At 36.8% G+C, this 20,315-nt stretch carries 23 protein-coding genes and 1 pseudogene; 22 read left to right on the top strand and 2 right to left on the bottom strand.

Features of this window, described 5'->3' with window-relative positions; translation table 11 throughout:
* Nucleotides 1-6 precede the first annotated feature (6 nt).
* From upp to yidC, 20 genes and pseudogenes are all read left to right on the top strand, one after another.
* Nucleotides 7-636 (top strand): uracil phosphoribosyltransferase, encoded by a 630-nt coding sequence (gene upp, locus HMPREF3177_RS02915; RefSeq protein ID WP_068128559.1) that lies wholly within the window; start codon nt 7-9, stop codon nt 634-636.
* A gap of 14 nt (nt 637-650) precedes the next feature.
* Nucleotides 651-1,787: a non-hydrolyzing UDP-N-acetylglucosamine 2-epimerase gene (gene wecB, locus HMPREF3177_RS02910; protein WP_068128557.1), complete on the top strand. Its 1,137-nt coding sequence runs from the start codon at nt 651-653 to the stop codon at nt 1,785-1,787.
* Between the two features lie 112 nt (nt 1,788-1,899).
* Nucleotides 1,900-2,253 (top strand): ATP synthase subunit I, encoded by a 354-nt coding sequence (locus HMPREF3177_RS02905; RefSeq protein WP_070457038.1) that lies wholly within the window; start codon nt 1,900-1,902, stop codon nt 2,251-2,253.
* 13 nt (nt 2,254-2,266) lie between these two features.
* On the top strand, nt 2,267-2,998 hold the full coding sequence (gene atpB / locus HMPREF3177_RS02900) for a F0F1 ATP synthase subunit A (protein WP_040928300.1): 732 nt from the start codon (nt 2,267-2,269) through the stop codon (nt 2,996-2,998).
* Nucleotides 2,999-3,046: 48 nt separating this feature from the next.
* Nucleotides 3,047-3,262 carry a F0F1 ATP synthase subunit C gene (gene atpE, locus HMPREF3177_RS02895; protein ID WP_040928299.1) on the top strand — a complete coding sequence of 72 codons (216 nt, stop codon included), beginning with the start codon at nt 3,047-3,049 and terminating at the stop codon, nt 3,260-3,262.
* Between the two features lie 85 nt (nt 3,263-3,347).
* A complete protein-coding gene (locus HMPREF3177_RS02890; RefSeq protein WP_052327239.1) occupies nt 3,348-3,866 on the top strand; it encodes a F0F1 ATP synthase subunit B in 519 nt (172 codons plus the stop codon).
* Entirely contained in the window at nt 3,866-4,405 is a 540-nt protein-coding gene (atpH, locus tag HMPREF3177_RS02885) for an ATP synthase F1 subunit delta (RefSeq protein WP_068128554.1), read from the top strand. The genes HMPREF3177_RS02890 and atpH overlap by 1 nt, the downstream gene beginning before the upstream one ends.
* 14 nt (nt 4,406-4,419) lie before the next feature.
* On the top strand, nt 4,420-5,928 hold the full coding sequence (atpA, locus tag HMPREF3177_RS02880) for a F0F1 ATP synthase subunit alpha (protein WP_068128552.1): 1,509 nt from the start codon (nt 4,420-4,422) through the stop codon (nt 5,926-5,928).
* 35 nt (nt 5,929-5,963) lie between these two features.
* A complete protein-coding gene (gene atpG, locus HMPREF3177_RS02875) occupies nt 5,964-6,836 on the top strand; it encodes an ATP synthase F1 subunit gamma (RefSeq protein ID WP_070457035.1) in 873 nt (290 codons plus the stop codon).
* A 21-nt stretch (nt 6,837-6,857) separates the two neighbouring features.
* Nucleotides 6,858-8,276, top strand: a complete 1,419-nt coding sequence (atpD, locus tag HMPREF3177_RS02870; RefSeq protein WP_068128550.1) for a F0F1 ATP synthase subunit beta — start codon at nt 6,858-6,860, stop codon at nt 8,274-8,276.
* 18 nt (nt 8,277-8,294) lie between these two features.
* Nucleotides 8,295-8,702: a F0F1 ATP synthase subunit epsilon gene (locus HMPREF3177_RS02865; protein ID WP_068128549.1), complete on the top strand. Its 408-nt coding sequence runs from the start codon at nt 8,295-8,297 to the stop codon at nt 8,700-8,702.
* 71 nt (nt 8,703-8,773) lie between these two features.
* Entirely contained in the window at nt 8,774-8,980 is a 207-nt protein-coding gene (locus tag HMPREF3177_RS02860; RefSeq protein ID WP_246827371.1) for a DUF1146 domain-containing protein, read from the top strand.
* Nucleotides 8,981-9,044: 64 nt separating this feature from the next.
* The gene (murA, locus tag HMPREF3177_RS02855; protein WP_070457033.1) at nt 9,045-10,322 is read left to right on the top strand and encodes a UDP-N-acetylglucosamine 1-carboxyvinyltransferase; all 1,278 of its coding nucleotides are present in this window, start codon (nt 9,045-9,047) and stop codon (nt 10,320-10,322) included.
* Between the two features lie 14 nt (nt 10,323-10,336).
* Nucleotides 10,337-10,522 (top strand): DNA-directed RNA polymerase subunit beta, encoded by a 186-nt coding sequence (locus HMPREF3177_RS02850; protein WP_040928291.1) that lies wholly within the window; start codon nt 10,337-10,339, stop codon nt 10,520-10,522.
* Between the two features lie 4 nt (nt 10,523-10,526).
* The gene (fabZ, locus tag HMPREF3177_RS02845; protein WP_070457031.1) at nt 10,527-10,961 is read left to right on the top strand and encodes a 3-hydroxyacyl-ACP dehydratase FabZ; all 435 of its coding nucleotides are present in this window, start codon (nt 10,527-10,529) and stop codon (nt 10,959-10,961) included.
* A gap of 480 nt (nt 10,962-11,441) precedes the next feature.
* Nucleotides 11,442-12,098, top strand: a complete 657-nt coding sequence (locus HMPREF3177_RS08690) for a transglycosylase family protein (RefSeq protein ID WP_070457029.1) — start codon at nt 11,442-11,444, stop codon at nt 12,096-12,098.
* A 118-nt stretch (nt 12,099-12,216) separates the two neighbouring features.
* On the top strand, nt 12,217-13,812 hold the full coding sequence (locus HMPREF3177_RS02835) for a M20/M25/M40 family metallo-hydrolase (RefSeq protein ID WP_070457027.1): 1,596 nt from the start codon (nt 12,217-12,219) through the stop codon (nt 13,810-13,812).
* 13 nt (nt 13,813-13,825) lie between these two features.
* A complete protein-coding gene (thiD, locus tag HMPREF3177_RS02830; protein ID WP_070457025.1) occupies nt 13,826-14,623 on the top strand; it encodes a bifunctional hydroxymethylpyrimidine kinase/phosphomethylpyrimidine kinase in 798 nt (265 codons plus the stop codon).
* A pseudogene (locus tag HMPREF3177_RS08390) lies at nt 14,608-14,817 on the top strand (hypothetical protein); the annotation flags it as partial. The gene thiD and the pseudogene HMPREF3177_RS08390, both read left to right, overlap by 16 nt.
* A 96-nt stretch (nt 14,818-14,913) precedes the next feature.
* Complete coding sequence (gene yidC / locus HMPREF3177_RS02825) at nt 14,914-15,780, top strand: membrane protein insertase YidC (RefSeq protein WP_070457023.1); 867 nt, start codon at nt 14,914-14,916, stop codon at nt 15,778-15,780.
* A 37-nt stretch (nt 15,781-15,817) separates the two neighbouring features.
* Here yidC and cls read toward each other — a convergent pair whose 3' ends face one another.
* Nucleotides 15,818-17,305, bottom strand: a complete 1,488-nt coding sequence (gene cls / locus HMPREF3177_RS02820) for a cardiolipin synthase (protein WP_070457020.1) — start codon at nt 17,303-17,305, stop codon at nt 15,818-15,820.
* Between the two features lie 150 nt (nt 17,306-17,455).
* On the opposite strand from cls, the gene HMPREF3177_RS08480 reads away from it, so the two are divergent.
* Nucleotides 17,456-17,605, top strand: a complete 150-nt coding sequence (locus tag HMPREF3177_RS08480; RefSeq protein WP_168161304.1) for an Lmo0850 family protein — start codon at nt 17,456-17,458, stop codon at nt 17,603-17,605.
* A 33-nt stretch (nt 17,606-17,638) separates the two neighbouring features.
* On the opposite strand, the gene HMPREF3177_RS02815 is transcribed toward HMPREF3177_RS08480, so the two are convergent.
* Nucleotides 17,639-18,841: an FtsW/RodA/SpoVE family cell cycle protein gene (locus tag HMPREF3177_RS02815; protein WP_070457017.1), complete on the bottom strand. Its 1,203-nt coding sequence runs from the start codon at nt 18,839-18,841 to the stop codon at nt 17,639-17,641.
* A 77-nt stretch (nt 18,842-18,918) separates the two neighbouring features.
* Between HMPREF3177_RS02815 and murF the strand changes: the two genes are divergently transcribed.
* Entirely contained in the window at nt 18,919-20,268 is a 1,350-nt protein-coding gene (gene murF, locus HMPREF3177_RS02810) for a UDP-N-acetylmuramoyl-tripeptide--D-alanyl-D-alanine ligase (RefSeq protein ID WP_246827369.1), read from the top strand.
* The last annotated feature ends 47 nt before the right edge of the window (nt 20,269-20,315 follow it).

Below are 20,315 nucleotides of genomic sequence, written 5' to 3'. Positions count from 1 at the left end.
GAGACTATGACAAAAGTACGCGTAATGGATCATCCATTAATTCAGCATAAACTCGGATATATCCGAGACAAACACACGTCGACAAAAGAGTTTAGAGAACTCGTCGACGAAGTCGGAATGCTTATGGCATATGAGGTAACGAGAGAATTATCTCTAGAAGACGTTACTGTTGAAACGCCAATCGGTCCGACTACAGCAAAACGTTTAAGCGGGAAAAAGATTTGTCTCGTACCAATTTTACGTGCTGGTTTAGGAATGACTGAAGGAATCCATAAGCTTATTCCATCTGCGCGCGTTGGCCATATCGGTTTATACCGTGACCCAGAAACGCTTGAAGCGGTGGAATACTATGCAAAGTTTCCAAGTGATATTGAGGAAAGAGATATTTTAGTCATTGACCCGATGCTCGCTACAGGTGCAAGTGCTGTTGAAGCAATTACTGCGATTAAAAAACGTGGTGCAACTAAACTGACATTCATCTGTTTAATTGCGGCACCTGAAGGTGTAAAAGCTTTAGAAGAAGCACATCCAGATGTGGATATTTACATCGGTGCATTAGATGACTCACTCGATGAAAATAGTTATATCGTTCCAGGACTTGGAGACGCAGGAGACCGTCTATTCGGAACGAAATAATAAGGGGTAATCGTATGAAAAAGCGAATTATGGTCGTTTTTGGTACTCGACCAGAAGCGATTAAAATGGCTCCACTTGTGAATGCATTAAAAGAGTCAAAGCATCTAGAACCGGTTGTTGTCGTAACCGCACAACACCGCGAAATGTTAGATCAAGTACTCAATGCATTTAACATTACTCCAGACTATGACTTAAATGTGATGAGAGCAGAACAGACGCTCTCTCACATTACAAGTCAAGTATTAAAAGAGATGGAGTCGATTATACAAAAAGAAACTCCTAATATGGTTCTCGTCCACGGTGATACGACGACGACGTTTTCTGCTGCACTGGCAGCTTTTTATCAGAAAGTAAGTATCGGTCATGTCGAAGCAGGTTTACGTACGTATAATAAATTTGCGCCGTACCCTGAAGAGTTAAATCGACAATTGACGACGCGTTTGGCGGATTTGCATTTTGCACCGACTTTACGTGCAAAAGATAATTTACTTAAAGAACAAGTCGATGAAAGTACAATTTTTGTGACGGGTAATACAGTGATAGATGCTTTAAATACAACGGTAGATCCAAATTATAACAGTAAATTATTATCTCAATATAAAGATAAGAGAGTAATTCTACTTACAGCACATCGTAGAGAAAACTTAGGCGAGCCGATGATTCAAATATTTAAAGCGATGAAACATATTGCTGATACACACCGCGACGTTGTGATTGTATACCCTGTTCATAAAAATCCGAAAATACGCGAACTTGCACAACGATATTTAACACACGACCGTATCGAGTTAATTGAACCGTTAGATGTAATGGATTTTCATAACTTTGCTGCGGCAAGTGAAATTATTCTCACAGATTCTGGCGGCATACAAGAAGAAGCACCATCGCTAAATAAACCTGTACTCGTTTTAAGAGATGTCACAGAACGCCCAGAGGGTGTAGAGAGTGGTGTGCTTAAAATTGTTGGGACAGATTTTGAGAAAATCGTCACTGAAACAAATAGACTACTAAATAACCGGGAAATTTATAATGAAATGACTCAGTTAAAAAATCCATATGGAGATGGACAAGCGAGTCATCGAATCGTCGATATTATTTCACATTATTATGGTTTTATATCAGAAAAACCATTAGATTTTATGAACTCATAATATGTTATTAAAATAACAATAAATGCGTTGACACTTAGGCATGTAATAGGTACACTTTATAAGTGTGCAAACAATACATATATGCCTAAATCACACTTGAGGAAAATGTAAAATGACACTTTTTAAAGGATTTATGAACTATTTTGCGAAGGCTTTTATTATCATCTTTGTCATAGAGTTCTTGTCATTATTCTTTTTTGATCGAATAATTGTCCAAAGTTTAATCGTTGGAACAATTATCTCTGTATTTATGGCATTAAGTTGGTATTCCAACTACTATAAAGCATTGCACAGTCAGCAACGAATGACTACAACAGGAACTGTTACGCGTGTAATACTCGTATTATTAGCGTGCATTATCTGGTATAAATTTCAGGCTGAATTAAATATTATTGCGATTACTGTCGGTTTAATGTCGACTTACGTAATTATATTTGTGAATGCAGTAAGACATTTTAGAAAATGAAAGAGGTGAAGAAATGGATCACGGAACTCCGACTTATGAAGTGAACATCGGTGGCATTCCAATCGTTTTTGATTTAGCAACATGCTTTATGATTGTTGTCACGTGTTTAGTCGTGTTTTTCTTAATGTTTTTCCTTACAAGAAACTTAGCGATTAAGCCAACAGGTAAACCTCAACTTTTTGTTGAGTGGCTAATGAACTTTGTTAAGGGCATTATTTCAAGTAACATTGCTTGGCGTGAAGGTGCACGCTTTCACTTCTTTGCGCTTACATTAATTTCATTTATTTTCATGGCAAACTTTATCGGTATACCATTTACCTTTGTTTCGCCGGAGAATAACCTTTGGTGGAAATCACCAACAGCAGATCCAACTGTTACGTTAACACTTGCAGGTCTTATGATTGTCTTAACGCACTACTATGGTGTGAAGATGAAAGGTATCAAAGAATATGCTAAAGACTACGCACGTCCAGTTTGGTTCTTAGTACCAATTAAAATTCTTGAGGAATTTACGTATAACTTAACACTTGGTTTACGTTTATACGGGAACATTTACGCCGGAGAAATCCTATTAACATTACTACTTGGTCTCGTAACGACTGGTGGAGTTTTAGGATTCGTTGGTGGTATCGTACCGATGATGGTATGGCAAGGATTTAAAACATTTATAGGTGCTTTACAAGCATTTATTTTCATCATGTTATCAATGGTATATCTCGCACATAAAATGCAAGATGACCATTAATATAAAAAATAAAAAAATAAACAAACATAATTTAGGAGGAAGTTTTTTATGGCTTTATTAGCAGCAGGTATCGCAGCTGGTCTTGCAGGACTTGGCGGTGCGTTAGGAATTGGTTTAGTTGTTTCAAAAACAGTTGAAGGTGTTGCGCGTCAACCAGAATCTCGTAGTTCATTAATGACAATCATGTTCATCGGTGTTGGGGTAGTTGAGGCGACTCCAATTATCGCGATTGTAATTGCATTCTTATTAATGTTCGCACTATAGATAATTAGAGGCGAAGTCTGTCTAGATTTCGCCGTTTCTTTTGTAACCTTAAGTATTGTGAACTTTCTTGAAAGGAGTGTACATAGTGGAACTATTAATATTAGGCGCTGCACCGTCGTCAATCCCAACGGCTTTTGGTACAGGTCTCGTTTTACTCGGGAGCTTCTTAGTACTACTTTTTGCTCTTTCATATTTCGTATGGGAACCAGTTAAAAAAGTAATGGACGACCGTGAAAAGTTAATTCACGACGACATCGAGAGCGCTGAAATTGCAAAACGAGAAGCAGAAGCGCTTCGTAAAAAGAACGAGGAAATTTTATCTCAAACTCAAGCTGAAGTTAGTGAAATGTTTGAAAAATCTCGTGAAGAAGCGAAAGTACAACAGCAGTCAATTATTGACGAAGCAACAATAAATGCGAAAAGACTTATGTCTGATGCACAAAAAGATATCGAGCAAGAAAAAGAAAAAGCAGTACGTGAAATCAACGACCAAGTCGCTGAATTATCTGTTTTAATTGCTCAAAAAGTGATTGAAAAAGAATTGTCTCCACAAGATCAAAAAGATCTCATTGACAAGTACCTACAGGAAGCAGGGGATAGATAATGAGTTTAGCTAAACAGTATGCAAATGCCCTGTTTGACGTAGTAATTAAACATGACCAACTTGAAGAAGCACGCCTAGATTTAAACGAAGTATCTAAAGTGGTTTCAACAGTTGATGATATTAACGAGTTTTTAATCAACCCGAAAATATCTAAAGAAACAAAATTAACGACGATTCGTGACAGCTTCAAAGGAACGAATGAGTATGTATTTAATATGTTACTCGTACTCACTGAGAAGAAACAATTTTCAATTGTGTCACGTATTCACGAAGAATTTACACATCTGTACAATGAACATTACAATCAAGCGAAAGTTATCGTGGAATCTGTTTACGAATTAGAAGATGAACAAGTAGCTAAAATTGAAGAAATCTTCAAAGCGAAAACAGGTTATGACAAATTGCTGATTGAAAACAAAATAAACGAATCTTTAATCGGTGGATTTAGAGTACTCATTGGTTCTAAAGTTTATGATGAATCAGTTGTACTTCAATTAAGAAAAATTAAAGACCGTTTTAAAACAACGAAAAATATTTAAGGAGTGAAATTTCTATGGCAATCAAGGCTGAAGAAATTAGTGCTCTTCTCAGAAGTCAAATAGAAAACTATGAAGCTGACATGGAAGTCTCAGATGTCGGTACAGTTACTGAAGTCGGTGACGGTATCGCAGTTGCTCATGGTTTAAACGATGCGATGGCAGGAGAGTTACTTGAGTTCTCTAACGGTGTGTTAGGATTAGCTCAAAACCTTGAAGAAGACGAAGTTGGTATCGTTATTCTTGGACCATATTATGATATTAAAGAAGGCGACGAAGTTAAACGTACTGGGAAAATCATGGAAGTACCAGTAGGTGAAGAACTTATCGGTCGTGTTGTAAACCCACTTGGACAACCAATCGACGGTAAAGGTCCAATTAGTACAACAAAAACTCGTCCTGTAGAAAGTCCAGCTACAGGAGTTATGGATCGTAAATCAGTATTCGAACCATTACAAACAGGAATTAAAGCGATTGACGCTTTAGTGCCAATCGGACGTGGTCAACGTGAGTTAATTATCGGTGACCGTCAAACTGGTAAAACGACACTTGCAATCGACACGATTTTAAACCAAAAAAACGAAGATATGATTTGTATCTACGTAGCAATCGGTCAAAAAGAATCTACAGTACGTTCTACTGTTGAAACATTCCGTAAGCACGGTGCATTAGACTACACAATCGTAGTAAGTGCAGGTGCATCTGACCCAGCTCCATTATTATACATCGCGCCATACGCGGGTGTATCTATGGGTGAGGAGTTCATGTTCAACGGTAAACACGTATTAATCGTATACGATGACTTAACAAAACAAGCACAGGCTTATCGTGAAATGTCATTACTATTACGTCGTCCACCAGGCCGTGAAGCCTTCCCAGGGGACGTATTCTACCTACACAGTCGTTTACTTGAGCGTGCAGCGAAATTAAATGACGATTTAGGTGGCGGTTCGATCACTGCGTTACCATTCGTTGAAACGCAAGCAGGAGACATCTCTGCATTCGTACCGACAAACGTAATCTCGATTACAGACGGTCAGATTTTCTTACAGTCTGACTTATTCTTCTCTGGTGTGCGTCCAGCGATCAACGCGGGGCTTTCAGTATCTCGTGTAGGTGGTTCAGCACAAATTAAAGCGATGAAGAAAGTTGCGGGTACACTTCGTTTAGACTTAGCTGCTTACCGTGAGTTAGAAGCATTCGCTCAGTTCGGTTCTGATTTAGATAAAGCAACAGCTGCTAAATTAGAGCGTGGTAAACGTACAGTTGAAGTACTTAAGCAAGGTGAAAACCAACCACTACCTGTCGAAGAGCAAGTAGTAATTCTCTACGCATTAGTAAACGGTTATTTAGATGATGTTGCAGTACAAGATATTACAAGATTCGAAAGTGAATTCTTAGAGTGGCTAAGTGCAAACAACAAAGAATTATTAAACGGTATCCGTGAAACATCAGAGCTTCCAGATCACGAAGCATTCGATGCAGCAATTAACGGATTCAAAAAGTTATTTAACAGCAGTAAATAATAAATAACACTATTTATATAAAGGATGGTGAAATCATGGCTTCATTAAGGGAGATAAAAGGTCGTATTAACTCAACTGAAAAGATGAGTCAGTTAACGAGTGCGATGAACATGGTCGCGAACTCAAAACTCGGTCGTTCAGAACAAAACACTAAAAACTTCCGTCCGTATATGGACCGAATGGAAGAAACAATCCAAGCAATTGGAGCAGGTGGAAACAACGTTCACCCGATGCTAACTGCACGTCCTGTTAAGCGTGTTGGCTATATCGTAATCTCAAGTGATACAGGTAAAGCAGGTCCATACAACGCAAACGTTATTAAAGCAATAACAACTGAAATCAATGAACGCCATAACGGTAACCAAGACGAAATTTCACTTATGGTTCTCGGTAAAATGGGATACGACGTACTTAGATTACGTGGCTATAAGATAGATGACTACCGTCTAGGGTTACCAGATCAGCCATCATTTTCGGATGTGAAAAAAATAGCGGCGGCAGCAATTCGTCAATATGAAGATGAAGAAATCGATGAGCTTCATATTATCTATAACGAATTCATCTCTATCCTCGAGCAAAAAGTAACTGTAAGACAGTTACTTCCAATGTCAGAAGATGATATAGAAACGAAAAACGAGTACACTCATCTCGCTTCTTATGAATTCGAACCAGATAAAGAAACGATTTTAAAAGAATTATTACCACAATACGCTGAAGCTATTATTTACGGTGCTTTACTTGAAGCAAAAACAAGTGAGCATGCTGCTCGTATGACAGCGATGAAAGCTGCTACGGACAACGCAAACGAATTGATTGGTGAGTTAACATTGTCTTACAACAGACTAAGACAAGCAGCGATTACACAAGAAATTACAGAAATTGTAAGTGGTGCACAAGCACAAGAATAATAATTTATAGGAGGAACTCAAATGGCTTTAGGACACGTGGTCCAAGTTATGGGACCTGTTGTAGATGTGCGTTTTGAAGAAGGTCAATTACCTGAGTTAATGAACGCACTTACAATAGATCATAAAGGTGAAACTGAAGAAGATTCAATTGCACTTACTTTAGAAGTTGCGCTTCACCGTGGAGACAACACAGTAAGAACAATTGCGATGAGTTCTACAGATGGTATTCAGCGTGGTATGGAAGTAGTAAACACTGGTCAACCTATTTCAGTACCTGTAGGTAATGCCACTTTAGGACGTGTATTCAACGTTTTAGGTGAAACGATTGACCTAAAAGGTCAGATTCCTGAATCTGAACTCAGAAACCCAATTCACCGAGACGCTCCAGAATTTGAGGATCTGTCAGTAGCGACAGAGATTTTAGAAACTGGTATTAAAGTAGTAGACTTATTAGCACCTTACACTAAAGGTGGTAAAATCGGGTTATTCGGTGGTGCCGGAGTAGGTAAAACTGTATTAATCCAAGAATTAATTCATAACATCGCTCAAGAGCACGGTGGTATTTCGGTATTCGCTGGTGTTGGTGAGCGTACGCGTGAAGGAAACGACTTATACTTTGAAATGTCTGACTCAGGCGTAATCGATAAAACAGCGATGGTATTCGGACAAATGAACGAGCCACCTGGTGCACGTATGCGTGTTGCATTAACAGGATTAACGATGGCTGAATACTTCCGTGATGTGGAAGGTCAAGACGTATTACTATTCATCGACAACATCTTCCGTTTCACACAAGCAGGTTCAGAGGTATCAGCACTTCTTGGACGTATTCCATCTGCCGTTGGTTACCAACCGACACTTTCAACTGAGATGGGTCAGCTTCAAGAACGTATTACATCAACGAACAAAGGATCAGTAACGTCAATTCAAGCGGTATTCGTACCGGCCGATGACTATACTGACCCAGCGCCAGCTCAAACGTTCGCACACTTAGACGCGACGACAAACTTAGAGCGTAAAATTTCAGAGATGGGTATTTACCCAGCGGTAGACCCACTTGCATCAACGTCACGTGCGTTATCTCCAGCAGTTGTTGGTGAAGAGCACTACAACGTTGCACGTGAAGTTCAAGCAACTTTACAAAAATATAGTGAATTACAAGACATCATTGCAATCTTAGGTATGGATGAGTTATCAGAAGAAGATAAGGAAGTCGTAGCACGTGCACGTCGTATCCAGTTCTTCTTAAGTCAAAACTTCCACGTTGCAGAACAATTCACAGGTCAAAAAGGTTCGTACGTACCAGTTGAACAAACTGTTGAAGACTTCAAAGCAATCTTAGCAGGTAAATACGACCACGTACCAGAAGACGCGTTCAGACTTGTTGGTGATATGACACAAGTTCTTGAAAAAGCGCGTGAGATGGGTGCAGAAGTTTAATAACAGGAGGTTAGTTATATGAGTACAATTGCATTAGATGTAGTTACTCCTAACGGTTCTGTTTTTACTGATGATAACTGCGAAATTGTCATCTTGGAATCAACGCAAGGTGAACTTGGGGTCATGGCAGGTCACGTCCCAACAGTGACACCTTTAAAGATTGGTAGTGTAAAAGCTAAAATCGATGGTCAATTCGAATATTTAGCAATTACTGATGGATTTGCAGAAATCCGTGGCGACAAAGTTACAGTATTAACTCAAGCTGCAGAATTCGCGGATGATATCGATACTGATCGTGCACTAGCTGCACGTAAGAGAGCAGAAGAGCTTCTAAAACGTGCGCATGAAGAAGAAATCGATGAAGTGCGTGCAGAACTTGCATTCCAAAGAGCAATTAACCGTTTGAATATTGCACAATTTAAATAAACAAAAAGTCTAAGGGAAACCTTAGACTTTTTTTAAGGGGTTTTTAAATGTTTTTATCTCAAATCGCATTGATGAAAATTATATTACATATCGCATGTTCTATTTTTGCATTTTATATTTTAGACTGTTTAAAAGTAGATATGATCTTTAAAAAAGGTCATACTGCTAAAATAAGAATGTTTTACATATTGCTCGCGATTCTTCTAGGGACGAGTATGTCGAATTTTATCATTGATATTTTTGTAGAAACACAAAACCTACAACTACTATTTAGCTAAATACTTTACACTATAAATAGAAGTCTATAGAATTAAATTAATGAGAAATATGTGGAGTGAGAATATGGATAGAATTATTGTTAAGGGTGGACGAAAGCTCGCTGGAAGTGTAAAAATAGAAGGCGCTAAAAACGCAGTTCTGCCTATTTTAGCTGCGTCTCTCTTAGCATCAGAAGGAGAATCGGTAATTACTAATGTTCCAAAATTATCAGATTGTAAAACATTAGTTGAACTACTTCGTATTTTAAATGCAGATGTTAAAATCGAAAGAGATAAAGTATACGTAGACGCAAGTTCAGATTTATCGGTATCAGCACCTTATGAATTAGTGAGCAAAATGAGAGCTTCTATGCTCGTTATGGGACCACTACTTGGTCGTTACGGTAAATGTGAAGTTGCGATGCCCGGCGGCTGTGCAATTGGTAGCCGTCCGATTGAACAACATTTAAAAGGTTTTGAAAAAATGGGTGCCACGTTTACAACGTTAGATGGTTTCATTGAAGGTAGAGTAGATGGACGTCTTAAAGGTGCTAAAATACATCTAGATTTTCCAAGTGTCGGTGCCACACAAAACTTAATGATGGGTGCAGCACTTGCCGATGGTATCACTCATATTGAAAATGCTGCAATGGAACCAGAGATTGTCGATTTACAAAACTATATTAACCGTATGGGTGGTAAAGTAACTGGAGCAGGAACTGGACATATTAAAATTACAGGTGTCGATCAGTTATACGGCACAAAGCATCAAGTCATTCCTGACCGTATTGAAGCAGGCACATTTATGATTGCTGCAGCGATAACGAGAAGTGATATTTTAATTCAAAATATCGTCATTGAGCACTTAAGTGCAGTCGTATCTAAATTAGAAGAAATTGGTGTTCAAATTATTGAAGATGGGGATAATGTCCGTGTAAATGCATCGGAACCGTTAAAGCCAACAGACATTAAAACATTACCACATCCCGGATTCCCGACAGATATGCAAAGTCAGATGATGGCATTACTATTAACGATTGAAGGTACGAGTATCGTTACTGAAACTATTTTTGAAAATCGCTTCATGCACGTCAGAGAATTTAATACGATGAATGCAGATATTTCACTGCAAGATAATCATGCTGTAATCCACGGTGGTAAAGAACTTCATGGTGCTCGTGTAAAAGCGACAGATCTACGTGCAGCAGCTGCTCTTATATTAGCAGGACTTGTTGCTGAAGGAGAAACGACGGTTACAGAGCTTCGTCATTTAGACAGAGGATATGTAGATTTTCATAAAAAATTAAAAGCTCTCGGGGCAGATATCGAGCGCGTTACAGAAGCTGAACTCGAACACGTTTAATTTAGAGGTGAGTTATGAAAGAGACATCTAAAATTGTACATCGAAAAATTCCGATGATTGTACGTATACTACTCTATTTATACATCGCAATTTTACTCGTCGTCATCGGTCTAATGATTGGATATGGTATATTAGGGAACCCGTTTGAAGTGTTTAGAATTGAAACGTGGCAGCATATAAAAGATCTAATGAGAGGATAAAGATATGTTAACTTATGACCAAATTAAAGCGATTATTCCGCATCGCCCACCATTTTTATTAATCGATCGTATCGTTGAAATTACCCCAGGTGAAAAATGTGTCGGTATTAAACAAGTGTCTGGAAACGAACCATTCTTCCAAGGACACTTCCCTAAATACGCAGTGATGCCTGGAGTGTTAATCGTAGAAGCACTCGCACAAACTGGTGCAGTTGCTTTATTACAAGAAGAACAATTTAAAGGGAAACTTGCATTTTTTGCAGGTATCGATAAGTGTCGCTTTAAACACCAAGTGACACCTGGAGATACTTTAGAATTAACAGTAGAAATTACACGTGTTAAAGGGCCGATTGGTAAAGGTAAAGCTGTTGCCAAAGTCGGAGACAAAGTAGCATGTCAATGTGAAATTACATTTGCAATCGGAGATCCAGCTGAGTAAAGCTGGATCTTTTTATTTATACTAACTTTGATGAAAAAACGACGTATTTTAAAAAACTGTACGAAATTAAGACTTAAAATTTAAAAATTACAGAGGATCACTCTATAAATTTAAAAAATTGAGATTTGTTGAAAATAATATTTGGTTGTATATTGTGTTTAAGAAAGGAGACACATACATTTCTAGTTCAAATATGAATGGACTAATTCTCTCAAACTTGTCTGATAAAGCTGTAAACTAAATTTTTTAAGATTCTTTTCATACTCACACACTCACTCGCCTTAAGATTTCTACGCTGCGTAAGAGAAATCTTAAGGCGTTTTTTATGTTATCTGACAACGTTAATGATAGACATCTGATTGTAATGTTTTTGTAAAAATAAAGTAAAAGCTTTATATAGCTGTAACCTATGAAATGCTTTAATTTGTTAGTATTGTATCTAGTTGAAAAAAGAGACAATATTTTGGGGGCATATATATAATGAAACGTACAATTTTTGCATTAGGATCAGTTGCGATATTAGCGAGTGGTATGGGACTTTCAACGCATGCTAAGGCAGATGAACCAACTGCAAAATCAAACGAAATAGTTGCTGAAATCGCACAAGAATATAAATCATCAGTTCAATCATTTACAGCTGAGAAAAAAGTAGAAAAAGAAATTGCACTTAAAGAAGAACTAAAAGCAAGCGAATTAAAAGCTGAGAAAAAAGCTAAGAAGAAAGCTAAAGACAAAGCAAAAGAAGAAAAAAGCGTTGAAGTAGCATATGAAGATACTAAAACGAATGAAACGAATGAAACAAACTATAACAACGAACAAGAAGAGACATATGAAGAAACATATGATGATACATATGACAATTCTAACGCGCATGCATCAGCACCAGTTCAACAAGCGTCTAACGATGGTTTAAACTGGGCAGGACTTGCAGCGTGTGAATCTGGTGGAAATCCAAACATTGTAGATGCATCAGGAACATATCACGGCCTATATCAATTTGACGCTGGTACATGGCAAGCAATGGGTGGAACAGGTGTTGCATCACAAGCTTCTGCTGAAGAACAAACGATGCGTGCACAAATGTTATACGCTCAACGTGGTGCACAACCTTGGCCAACATGTGGTGCTTACTTATAATTACTTGACCGATTAAGATTATTCTTAATCGGTTTTTTATTTTAAATAAAAACGCTATCAAAAGACGTCAAAAAGTTGTAGTCTTATATATAGAACAAAGTAATGGAGGAATTTAACGATGAACGGTTTATGGCAAACAGAAGAGAGCCGTGTAGAGTTATTAAAAACACTCGTTAAACATGATTCAATCACGCATTCAACAGGAGAGAAAAGTTTTCCAGACTTAGTAAAGAGTGAATTACTCAAACTCGATTATTTTAATACACATAGTGATCACATATATTTTGCGCATACTGAAGATGACCGACGTGCTGTCCTTGCACATTACGCTGGTAATGAAAATAATGATACAGTCGTTTTAATTAGTCACTTCGACACAGTCGGTATCGATGACTTTGGAGAGTATAAACAACATGCATTTAATATGGATAAAATAACAGATATTTTTAAATCTGATCATACGTACTTAAATGATGATGCCGTATCTGATATTAAAACAGGACACTATTATTTTGGTCGTGGTAGTATGGATATGAAACCAGGTCTTATGCTCCATATGTCTTTAATCGAAAAAGCAGCGCTTGAAAACTGGGACGTAAACTTATTACTCGTTACAGTGCCTGATGAAGAAGTAGGATCTAAAGGAATGTTAGCAGCAGTTAAAAAAATCAATGAAATACGAAAAGAAAAAGATTTAAATATCGTACTTCACTTAAATAGTGAGCCGACATTCCAACAAGCACCTGGTAACAATACGCACTACGTATATACTGGAACGATTGGAAAGTTAATGCCTGCAGTGTACGTTTACGGTAAAGAAACGCACGTCGGTAACGCGATGAACGGTTTAAGCTCGAATTACATAATGAGCTTCATCAATAAAAATATGGAATACAACAAATCGTTTATAGAGCGCTATGAGGGTGAAGAAACACCGTTACCTGTTTCGTTGATGATGCGTGATTTAAAGGCGCACTACGACGTTCAAACGCCGTTTAGAACGGTCAGTTTATATAATTTATTTATATTTAAACAAAATGCGAGTGAGATATTTAATACGTTCAACACGATTGTCAAAGAGTCGGTGGATGAGGTAAATGAAGTTATTCAAACGTTTGACGATGGTATTTATAAAGAAGAAAAAGTAAATGTAAACGTCTGTACGTATGAAGAGTTACTTCAACAAGCAATCGATAAATTTGGGGAAGATAAAGTCAGTGAACTACTAGAAAGTATTTCAAACAATCAAGACGATCATTTACAATGTATCGAAGCAATCGACAAAATTATGATGTTACTGCGTCATTTAGGACCAACAGTCGTCACGTTTTTCACTCCACCTTATTATCCAGCAACTAACAGTTCAGAAGATACACTCGTTCAAAATATCGTCGAAACGATAAAAGAAACGAGTAAACTATTGAATCGTAACGTTGAACAAGTACATTTCTTTAACGGTATTTGTGACTTAAGTTATGTGAAATACGCGACGAGCTATGAAAGTGATAGAGTATTTAGCTTAAACACTCCGACGTTTAATAAGACGTATATGATACCTTTTGAAGATATTAAAGAAATATCAGCACCGGTATTAAACTGCGGTCCAATCGGTAAAGATGCGCATAAAGTTACAGAGAGATTATTAAAGCCGAGTGCGTTTAAAGAGTTACCTGTCGTATTAGAGACAGTGATTAAACAATATTTTGTAAAGTAAAGGAGGAGCTACAATGACATTACCAATTGTGCTCACTGTGTCGAGCTATGATCCAACAGGAGGGTCTGGCGTGAATGCAGATTTAAAGGCGTTTCAAAATTTAGGTGTATACGGAATGTCTGCAATTACAAGTTTAACGGCACAAAACTCGAGTGGTATTAAAGATGTATTAGAAATACCAGATGATTTTTTAGAAGAGCAGCTTAAAAGTATATTTGATGACACAATTCCATTTGCAATGAAATCCGGAATGATCACGAGCATACCGATGATTGAAATGCTCACGAAATACGTCAAACAGTATCATATACCATTCGTCGTCGATCCGTACATTTTTACACGCGACGGACAGCGTATTATTTCAGAAGAGACGACGAGTGTGTTAAAACAACAATTACTTCATCATGCTGCAGTCGTGACACCGAACATCAACGAAGCAAAATCGTTAACAGGTATTGATATTGAGACTGAAAAAGATATCGAAACAGCAGCGAAAATCTTTTTAAGAGAAATCGGTGTAAAAGCAGTAATTATTAACGATAGTAATATGACTGGTGAAGCGTGTGATTATTTATATACGAAGACGACGTCGTTAAAACTCACTGAAGCAATCGTTCAGACAAAAAATAAGCGTGGAAGTGGCAGTACGTTTTCTGCAGTTATCACGGCAGAGATTGCAAAAGGGAATAGTTTAGAAGACGCGTTTAGAAAAGCGAAGCGATACGTCACTGCTGGTTTAAAAAACAGTCTAGATATCGGTAAAAAGAATGGTCCACTGAATCATTTTATCGACATTACATCATTCGTTTAAGCAAAAAGACGTTAACAATTATAAAACAAAATATTACATTTTCATTAGGGATTAAACTAATTGCATTACTACTCGTGATTCCAGGATGGTTAACTTTATGGATTGCGATATTCTCTGATATCGGAGCGACTTTAATCGTTACTCTGAATAGTATGCGATTAATGAAAAAAAGAAGATTAAATATTTCTGAGTAGATTCAAATATATCGCCTATTTTCCTCATGTTTTATCTGTAAATGTGGTTGTAAGTATGGTACAATCACTCTTGTATATAAAATTAGAGGTGAAATTATGGCTAAAAAATGGCTGTTACCGTTAACGATGGGCCTCGTCTTGTTTTTAGCAGGGTGTGACTACTCGAAGCCTGAAAACAGAGATGGTTTTTTCTTTAATACATTTGTTCAACCAATGGACAACTTACTTCATTGGCTTGGAGATCACTTAAACCATAACTATGGTCTTGCGATTATCGTATTAACGTTAATCGTGCGCTTAATCATCTTCCCATTCATGATGAAAACATATAAAAATCAAATGTTGATGCGTGAGAAGATGAAGATTGTTAAACCAGAAATGGAAGATATTCAGCGCCGTATGAAAGTTGCGACGACGCAAGAAGAAAAAATGGCTGTTCAACAAGAGATGATGGCGTTATATAAGAAACACGATATTAACCCATTAAATGTTGGATGTCTACCAATCTTAATTCAAATGCCAATCGTTATGGCGTTATTCTTCGCTTTAAAATATCCATCAGAAGGTGGTATTACTAAATATCCAGAATTCTTATGGATGGACTTAACAGAGCGCAGTATTATTATGATTGCGATCGCGGTACTCGTATACGCGGTTCAAGCATACGTATCTATGATGTTCTTACCAGAAGAACAACAAAAGCAAATGCGATTATTTATGTTTATTTCGCCACTGATGATTCTGTGGATTTCGGTGATTTCACCATCTGCCTTACCATTATACTGGGCAGTCGGTGGTGCGTTCTTAATCCTTCAAACGATTATCGGTAACTTATATTACCGTAAAAAGGTCGATGAAGAAATGGCGCCGATTTTAGCAGCACACGAAAAAGAACTTGCAGAAAAAGAAAGAAAATCACAAGGTGCAAAAGTATTACCGAATAAAAACAAAAAGAAGAAATAACAAAACTCCGTTTAGCTATAGCTAAACGGAGCTTTTTTTATAGTATCGGTGCAATTAAATTTGCGATTGCTTCTTTAAATTTAATCCACTTACTTCTAGATTGATAGACTTCCGGTGAAAGTATGCGTGAATGTAGCGTATCTTTTTCAAATTGAAGTCTATTTTTTATCGCTTCTTTTTCATCGAATATAAACGCGTTGACTTCGAAGTTTAGTGCGTAACTTCTGTTATCCATATTACATGATCCAATCGATACGACTTCGTCATCGATTATCATTACTTTTTGATGTAGGAAACCACGCTCATAAATGTAGACGTTTGCTCCTATCATCGCAAGCTCTCCAACGTTATGATACGTCCCCCAGTATACGAATGGATGGTCAGGAAATGGTGGGATCATAATGTTAACTTCGACGCCTGACAGGAGTGCGATTTTAATCGCTTCTCTCATCGATTGGTCAGGTATAAAGTACGGTGACTGAATGTATATAGACTTTTTAGCTGAGTAGATCATTTTTAAGTAACCGTATTTAATTTGCTCCCATTCTTCATCTGGACCACTTGCTGCGATTTGCATCGTCGTATCACCAACGACTGGAATTTCTGGGAAGTAACGTGGATGGTGTTTTAAATTGTCACGCGTTGCGTGAGAGTTCCAGTCAAGCATAAAACGTAGTTGTAGAGATTTTACAGCGTTTCCTTGAACTCGAATATGCGTGTCTCTCCAGTAGCCAAATTTTTTACTCAAACCGATATATTCTTCTCCGACATTTGTACCTCCCGTATATGCAATTTTACCGTCTATAACAATGTTTTTACGGTGATTACGGTTATTCATACGAGGGTTTATAAGAGAGAGACGACTTGGGAAGAATGCTTCAACTTTTCCGCCGTAATCACGTAACTCTTTAAAGTTTCTAAGTTTTAAAGTACGTGAGCCCATGTCGTCATATAAAATTTTAACGTCAACCCCTTCTTTTTGCTTTTTAAGTAGGGCGTCGTAAATTCTTTGGCCAAGTGAATCTAATCTAAAAATATAAAATTGAAAGTGAATATGGTCTTTTGCATTTTCTATATCATGTATCATCTGATCAAAAAACTCTGTCGTTTCATAAAATGTCTCTACTTTGTTATTAGACGTTATGAATGACTGATTATTGTTTAATAACATATGGATCAGTTTACGATGTTTTTTAGCTTCTTCTGACGGAAGTGTTAGCTTGTCCATCTTAATATCTTCGAGTTGCTCTGTAACGAGTGATTCAAGACCAATTTTATCTTCTTCGGATATTTTAAAAATTTCTTTATTGTATATCGTACGACCGAATAAGACATATAAAATAAATCCGATAATTGGTATGAAGAAGAGGACAAATAGCCATGCCCAAACACTTTGAGCACTTTTACGCTCCCAAAAGATCATACCAATTGCGAGTACGAAGTTAATGAGTAAGATGATAAATGTAAAAATCGTTGCATACGAAAGTGATGAGAAAAAATCAGCAACGGATTGAGATATATTCATTAATGTACTGAAATAATACAATTTTAAAAATCCTCTCATAATTTTTTAATGTATTCGTGACAAATATGTAAAAAGTTTTTTGAATAACTATAGTAATATTACCACAGTGTCTGTATAATTATAATTAACTCGATAGGAAGGGAGATCATTATGAAACAAAATGACACATCCAAACTAAAAGATGCGGTTCGAGTATTGAAAGAACTTGGCATCAAAGTATCTGTTGCCCCTTCAAGATTAGAAATTATGAATCGTATTTCGAAAGTAGAACAGTTAAGATTAAACGAGAATAATATTTAAAAACGCAAACAGCTCACTGAGCTGCTTGCGTTTTTATTTGTTAAATCGAGCTTCTTTTTTACCAGATGATTCATAAAAATAAATACTAAGTACAATACCAATTCCGACCATGTTTGCCCATAAACCACTACCACCGTAACTTAAAAATGGTAACGGTAATCCAGTGATCGGTACGAGTTGAATCGTCATTCCGATATTTTGGAATATATGGAAAAACAGTAACGATAAAAATCCGATTATAAAGTATCCACCGAAACTGTCGTGTGTTAACAGTGAAATTCTAAACAGTCGTAGTAATAATGAGAGTAATACGATGACTACAAAAGTCGTTCCAATAAAACCGAACTCTTCACCGACGATTGTAAATATAAAGTCCGTGTGGTTTTCAGGAATATAAATTATACCGTCCTTATAGCCACGACCTGTAATTCCACCTGATCCGATTGAAATGAGTGAGTTCATCAGTTGGAAACCACTGTCAGAAATGTATTTTTCTGGTTGTAGCCAAGAGTAAATTCTATCGAATTGATACGCGTGTACTCCGAGTTTATCGATTAAATCTGGTCGATATAAAATACCGAGTATCAGTGACACACCGACTGTCGTAACGACAAATACGACGGGTAAAATAAGCCACCAACTAATCCCAGATATGAGGACCATTCCAAAGAATATCGCAACCATGACGAGTGTCGTTCCTAAGTCGTTTTGTAATAGTACTAACAACATTGGTAATGCGGAAACAACTGCCATTTTACCGAGTAATTTAACGTCTAATGATAAGTCGTCTTCAATCTTATATTTGTTATGTTGGCTGATGACGTATGCAAGTGCCATAATATATATGATTTTCATAAATTCAGAAGGCTGAACACTAAAAAAACCGAACTGATACCAACTTTTTGCACCGTTAATAATTGGAGTAATACTTTCAAATGGAGAAAAGTGTAGAAACACTAAACTCAAAATACCAAAAGCATATATACCCCATATATAATCTTTATAAAAATGGAACGGAATGAGCATTAAAATAAATGCAATTAAAAATCCAAATAAGTAAAATAATAGTTGTCGTTGAGCGAAATTTGTTGAATACTGTTCGCTCGTCATCGCACTGCTAATAATGAGTATGCTGATCGCTGCGAGCATAATAAGTATAAAAATAAGTGTCCAATCAATACGAGCTAATATATTTAAATTTTGACGGGAATACTTTTTTTGATTCAATAGCTTCACCTAAATCTGTGGTAATCTAATATGTAGGACTTATGTCCATCTAATAATTATAACAGTATTTTATTAAAATTATAGGAATGAATATCATGATATCATTAACAATTAAAAAAATCTCCGAACTATGCGGAGGCAAGCTAAACGATCAAGCAAAAGAAATTGAAAATACAAAGATTCACGGAGTTTCAATCGATACGAGAACGATTGAAACAAATAATATGTTTGCACCGTTTGTCGGTGAAAATGTCGATGGACATGATTTTATATTGAATGCGATTGAATCAGGGGCATGTGTTTCTTTATCAGAAAAAGAAGATGTTGATGCACCGCTAATTATAGTAAAGGACGTTCAAAAAGCACTTGGTGACATCGCAAGAGGATATTTAAATACGTTAAATACAAAAGTCGTTGCGATTACAGGGTCTAACGGTAAGACGACGACAAAAGATATGGTCGAATGTGTATTAGCACCTCATTTTAACGTTCAAAAAACAATTGGAAACTACAACAATGAAATTGGAATGCCACTGACGATTTTTAATACGAAAGACGATACGGATATTTTGATATTAGAAATGGGAATGGATAATCTTGGTGACATCCATTATCTATCATCCATTGCTCGTCCTGACATTGCGATTTTAACGAACGTTGGAGAATCTCACATAGAAAAGTTAGGGTCTAAAGAAAACATCGCAAAAGGGAAGTATGAAATTGTCGATGATTTAAAAGAGGACGGGTTATTTATCTATTCCAATGACTATGTCGAACTCGAAAATCTTGTTAAAAAAGATACACCTTATGAACAGGTTACAGTCGGTTTAACTGATAAAAATGACCTCGTTGTGACAAACGTTAAAGAAGATAAAAACGGTGTGAGTTTTACACTAAATGGATTTGACTATTCAATTCCGTCACTTGGTAAGCATAACGCCGTTAACGCGAGCTTTGCGATCGCTCTTAGCAAGCATTTTAATATTAGTGAATCGGATGTAAAGAAAAGTTTAGAACAGTTAACGATCACAAATATGCGTATGGAGCAACATATCGATGAGACTGGCGCTTTAATTATTAATGATGCGTATAACGCAAGCCCTTCATCGATGAAAAGTGCAATTGATACAGTACGTCATTTAGATTATAAAAACAAAGTGCTCGTTTTAGGAGATATATTAGAGCTCGGTAGATACAGCGCTCAACTTCATGAATCGGTTGGAGCATATATAAATGAGGATAACAACTTTACACATATCTTCACTTATGGTGAACATGCGAAAACGACTCATGATACGATTCAAAAAGAAAATACACAACATTTCGAGTCGATAGAACAGTTAAAGAATAGTTTAAATTCGTTAAAAGATGAAAATACGGTCATACTATTAAAAGCATCTCGTGGTATGAAACTCGAAAGACTGATCAGTGAATAGTTGTTGTACAATGATCGTGAAAATGATAGCATTAAGTAGTTATGCAT

It is taken from the genome of Nosocomiicoccus sp. HMSC09A07 (assembly GCF_001808485.1).
Classification (GTDB): Bacteria; Bacillota; Bacilli; order Staphylococcales; family Salinicoccaceae; genus Nosocomiicoccus; species Nosocomiicoccus ampullae_A.
This window is presented reverse-complemented; position numbering and strand designations above follow the sequence as displayed.

What these genes read in the sequence shown, in the direction of transcription:
- upp (WP_068128559.1), top strand. Translation starts at nt 7, where the DNA reads ATGACAAAAGTACGCGTAATGGATCATCCATTAATTCAGCATAAACTC.
- wecB (WP_068128557.1), top strand. Translation starts at nt 651, where the DNA reads ATGAAAAAGCGAATTATGGTCGTTTTTGGTACTCGACCAGAAGCGATT.
- HMPREF3177_RS02905 (WP_070457038.1), top strand. Translation starts at nt 1,900, where the DNA reads ATGACACTTTTTAAAGGATTTATGAACTATTTTGCGAAGGCTTTTATT.
- atpB (WP_040928300.1), top strand. Translation starts at nt 2,267, where the DNA reads ATGGATCACGGAACTCCGACTTATGAAGTGAACATCGGTGGCATTCCA.
- atpE (WP_040928299.1), top strand. Translation starts at nt 3,047, where the DNA reads ATGGCTTTATTAGCAGCAGGTATCGCAGCTGGTCTTGCAGGACTTGGC.
- atpH (WP_068128554.1), top strand. Translation starts at nt 3,866, where the DNA reads ATGAGTTTAGCTAAACAGTATGCAAATGCCCTGTTTGACGTAGTAATT.
- atpA (WP_068128552.1), top strand. Translation starts at nt 4,420, where the DNA reads ATGGCAATCAAGGCTGAAGAAATTAGTGCTCTTCTCAGAAGTCAAATA.
- atpG (WP_070457035.1), top strand. Translation starts at nt 5,964, where the DNA reads ATGGCTTCATTAAGGGAGATAAAAGGTCGTATTAACTCAACTGAAAAG.
- atpD (WP_068128550.1), top strand. Translation starts at nt 6,858, where the DNA reads ATGGCTTTAGGACACGTGGTCCAAGTTATGGGACCTGTTGTAGATGTG.
- HMPREF3177_RS02865 (WP_068128549.1), top strand. Translation starts at nt 8,295, where the DNA reads ATGAGTACAATTGCATTAGATGTAGTTACTCCTAACGGTTCTGTTTTT.
- HMPREF3177_RS02860 (WP_246827371.1), top strand. Translation starts at nt 8,774, where the DNA reads ATGAAAATTATATTACATATCGCATGTTCTATTTTTGCATTTTATATT.
- murA (WP_070457033.1), top strand. Translation starts at nt 9,045, where the DNA reads ATGGATAGAATTATTGTTAAGGGTGGACGAAAGCTCGCTGGAAGTGTA.
- HMPREF3177_RS02850 (WP_040928291.1), top strand. Translation starts at nt 10,337, where the DNA reads ATGAAAGAGACATCTAAAATTGTACATCGAAAAATTCCGATGATTGTA.
- fabZ (WP_070457031.1), top strand. Translation starts at nt 10,527, where the DNA reads ATGTTAACTTATGACCAAATTAAAGCGATTATTCCGCATCGCCCACCA.
- HMPREF3177_RS08690 (WP_070457029.1), top strand. Translation starts at nt 11,442, where the DNA reads ATGAAACGTACAATTTTTGCATTAGGATCAGTTGCGATATTAGCGAGT.
- HMPREF3177_RS02835 (WP_070457027.1), top strand. Translation starts at nt 12,217, where the DNA reads ATGAACGGTTTATGGCAAACAGAAGAGAGCCGTGTAGAGTTATTAAAA.
- thiD (WP_070457025.1), top strand. Translation starts at nt 13,826, where the DNA reads ATGACATTACCAATTGTGCTCACTGTGTCGAGCTATGATCCAACAGGA.
- yidC (WP_070457023.1), top strand. Translation starts at nt 14,914, where the DNA reads ATGGCTAAAAAATGGCTGTTACCGTTAACGATGGGCCTCGTCTTGTTT.
- cls (WP_070457020.1), bottom strand. Translation starts at nt 17,305, where the DNA reads ATGAATATATCTCAATCCGTTGCTGATTTTTTCTCATCACTTTCGTAT.
- HMPREF3177_RS08480 (WP_168161304.1), top strand. Translation starts at nt 17,456, where the DNA reads ATGAAACAAAATGACACATCCAAACTAAAAGATGCGGTTCGAGTATTG.
- murF (WP_246827369.1), top strand. Translation starts at nt 18,919, where the DNA reads ATGAATATCATGATATCATTAACAATTAAAAAAATCTCCGAACTATGC.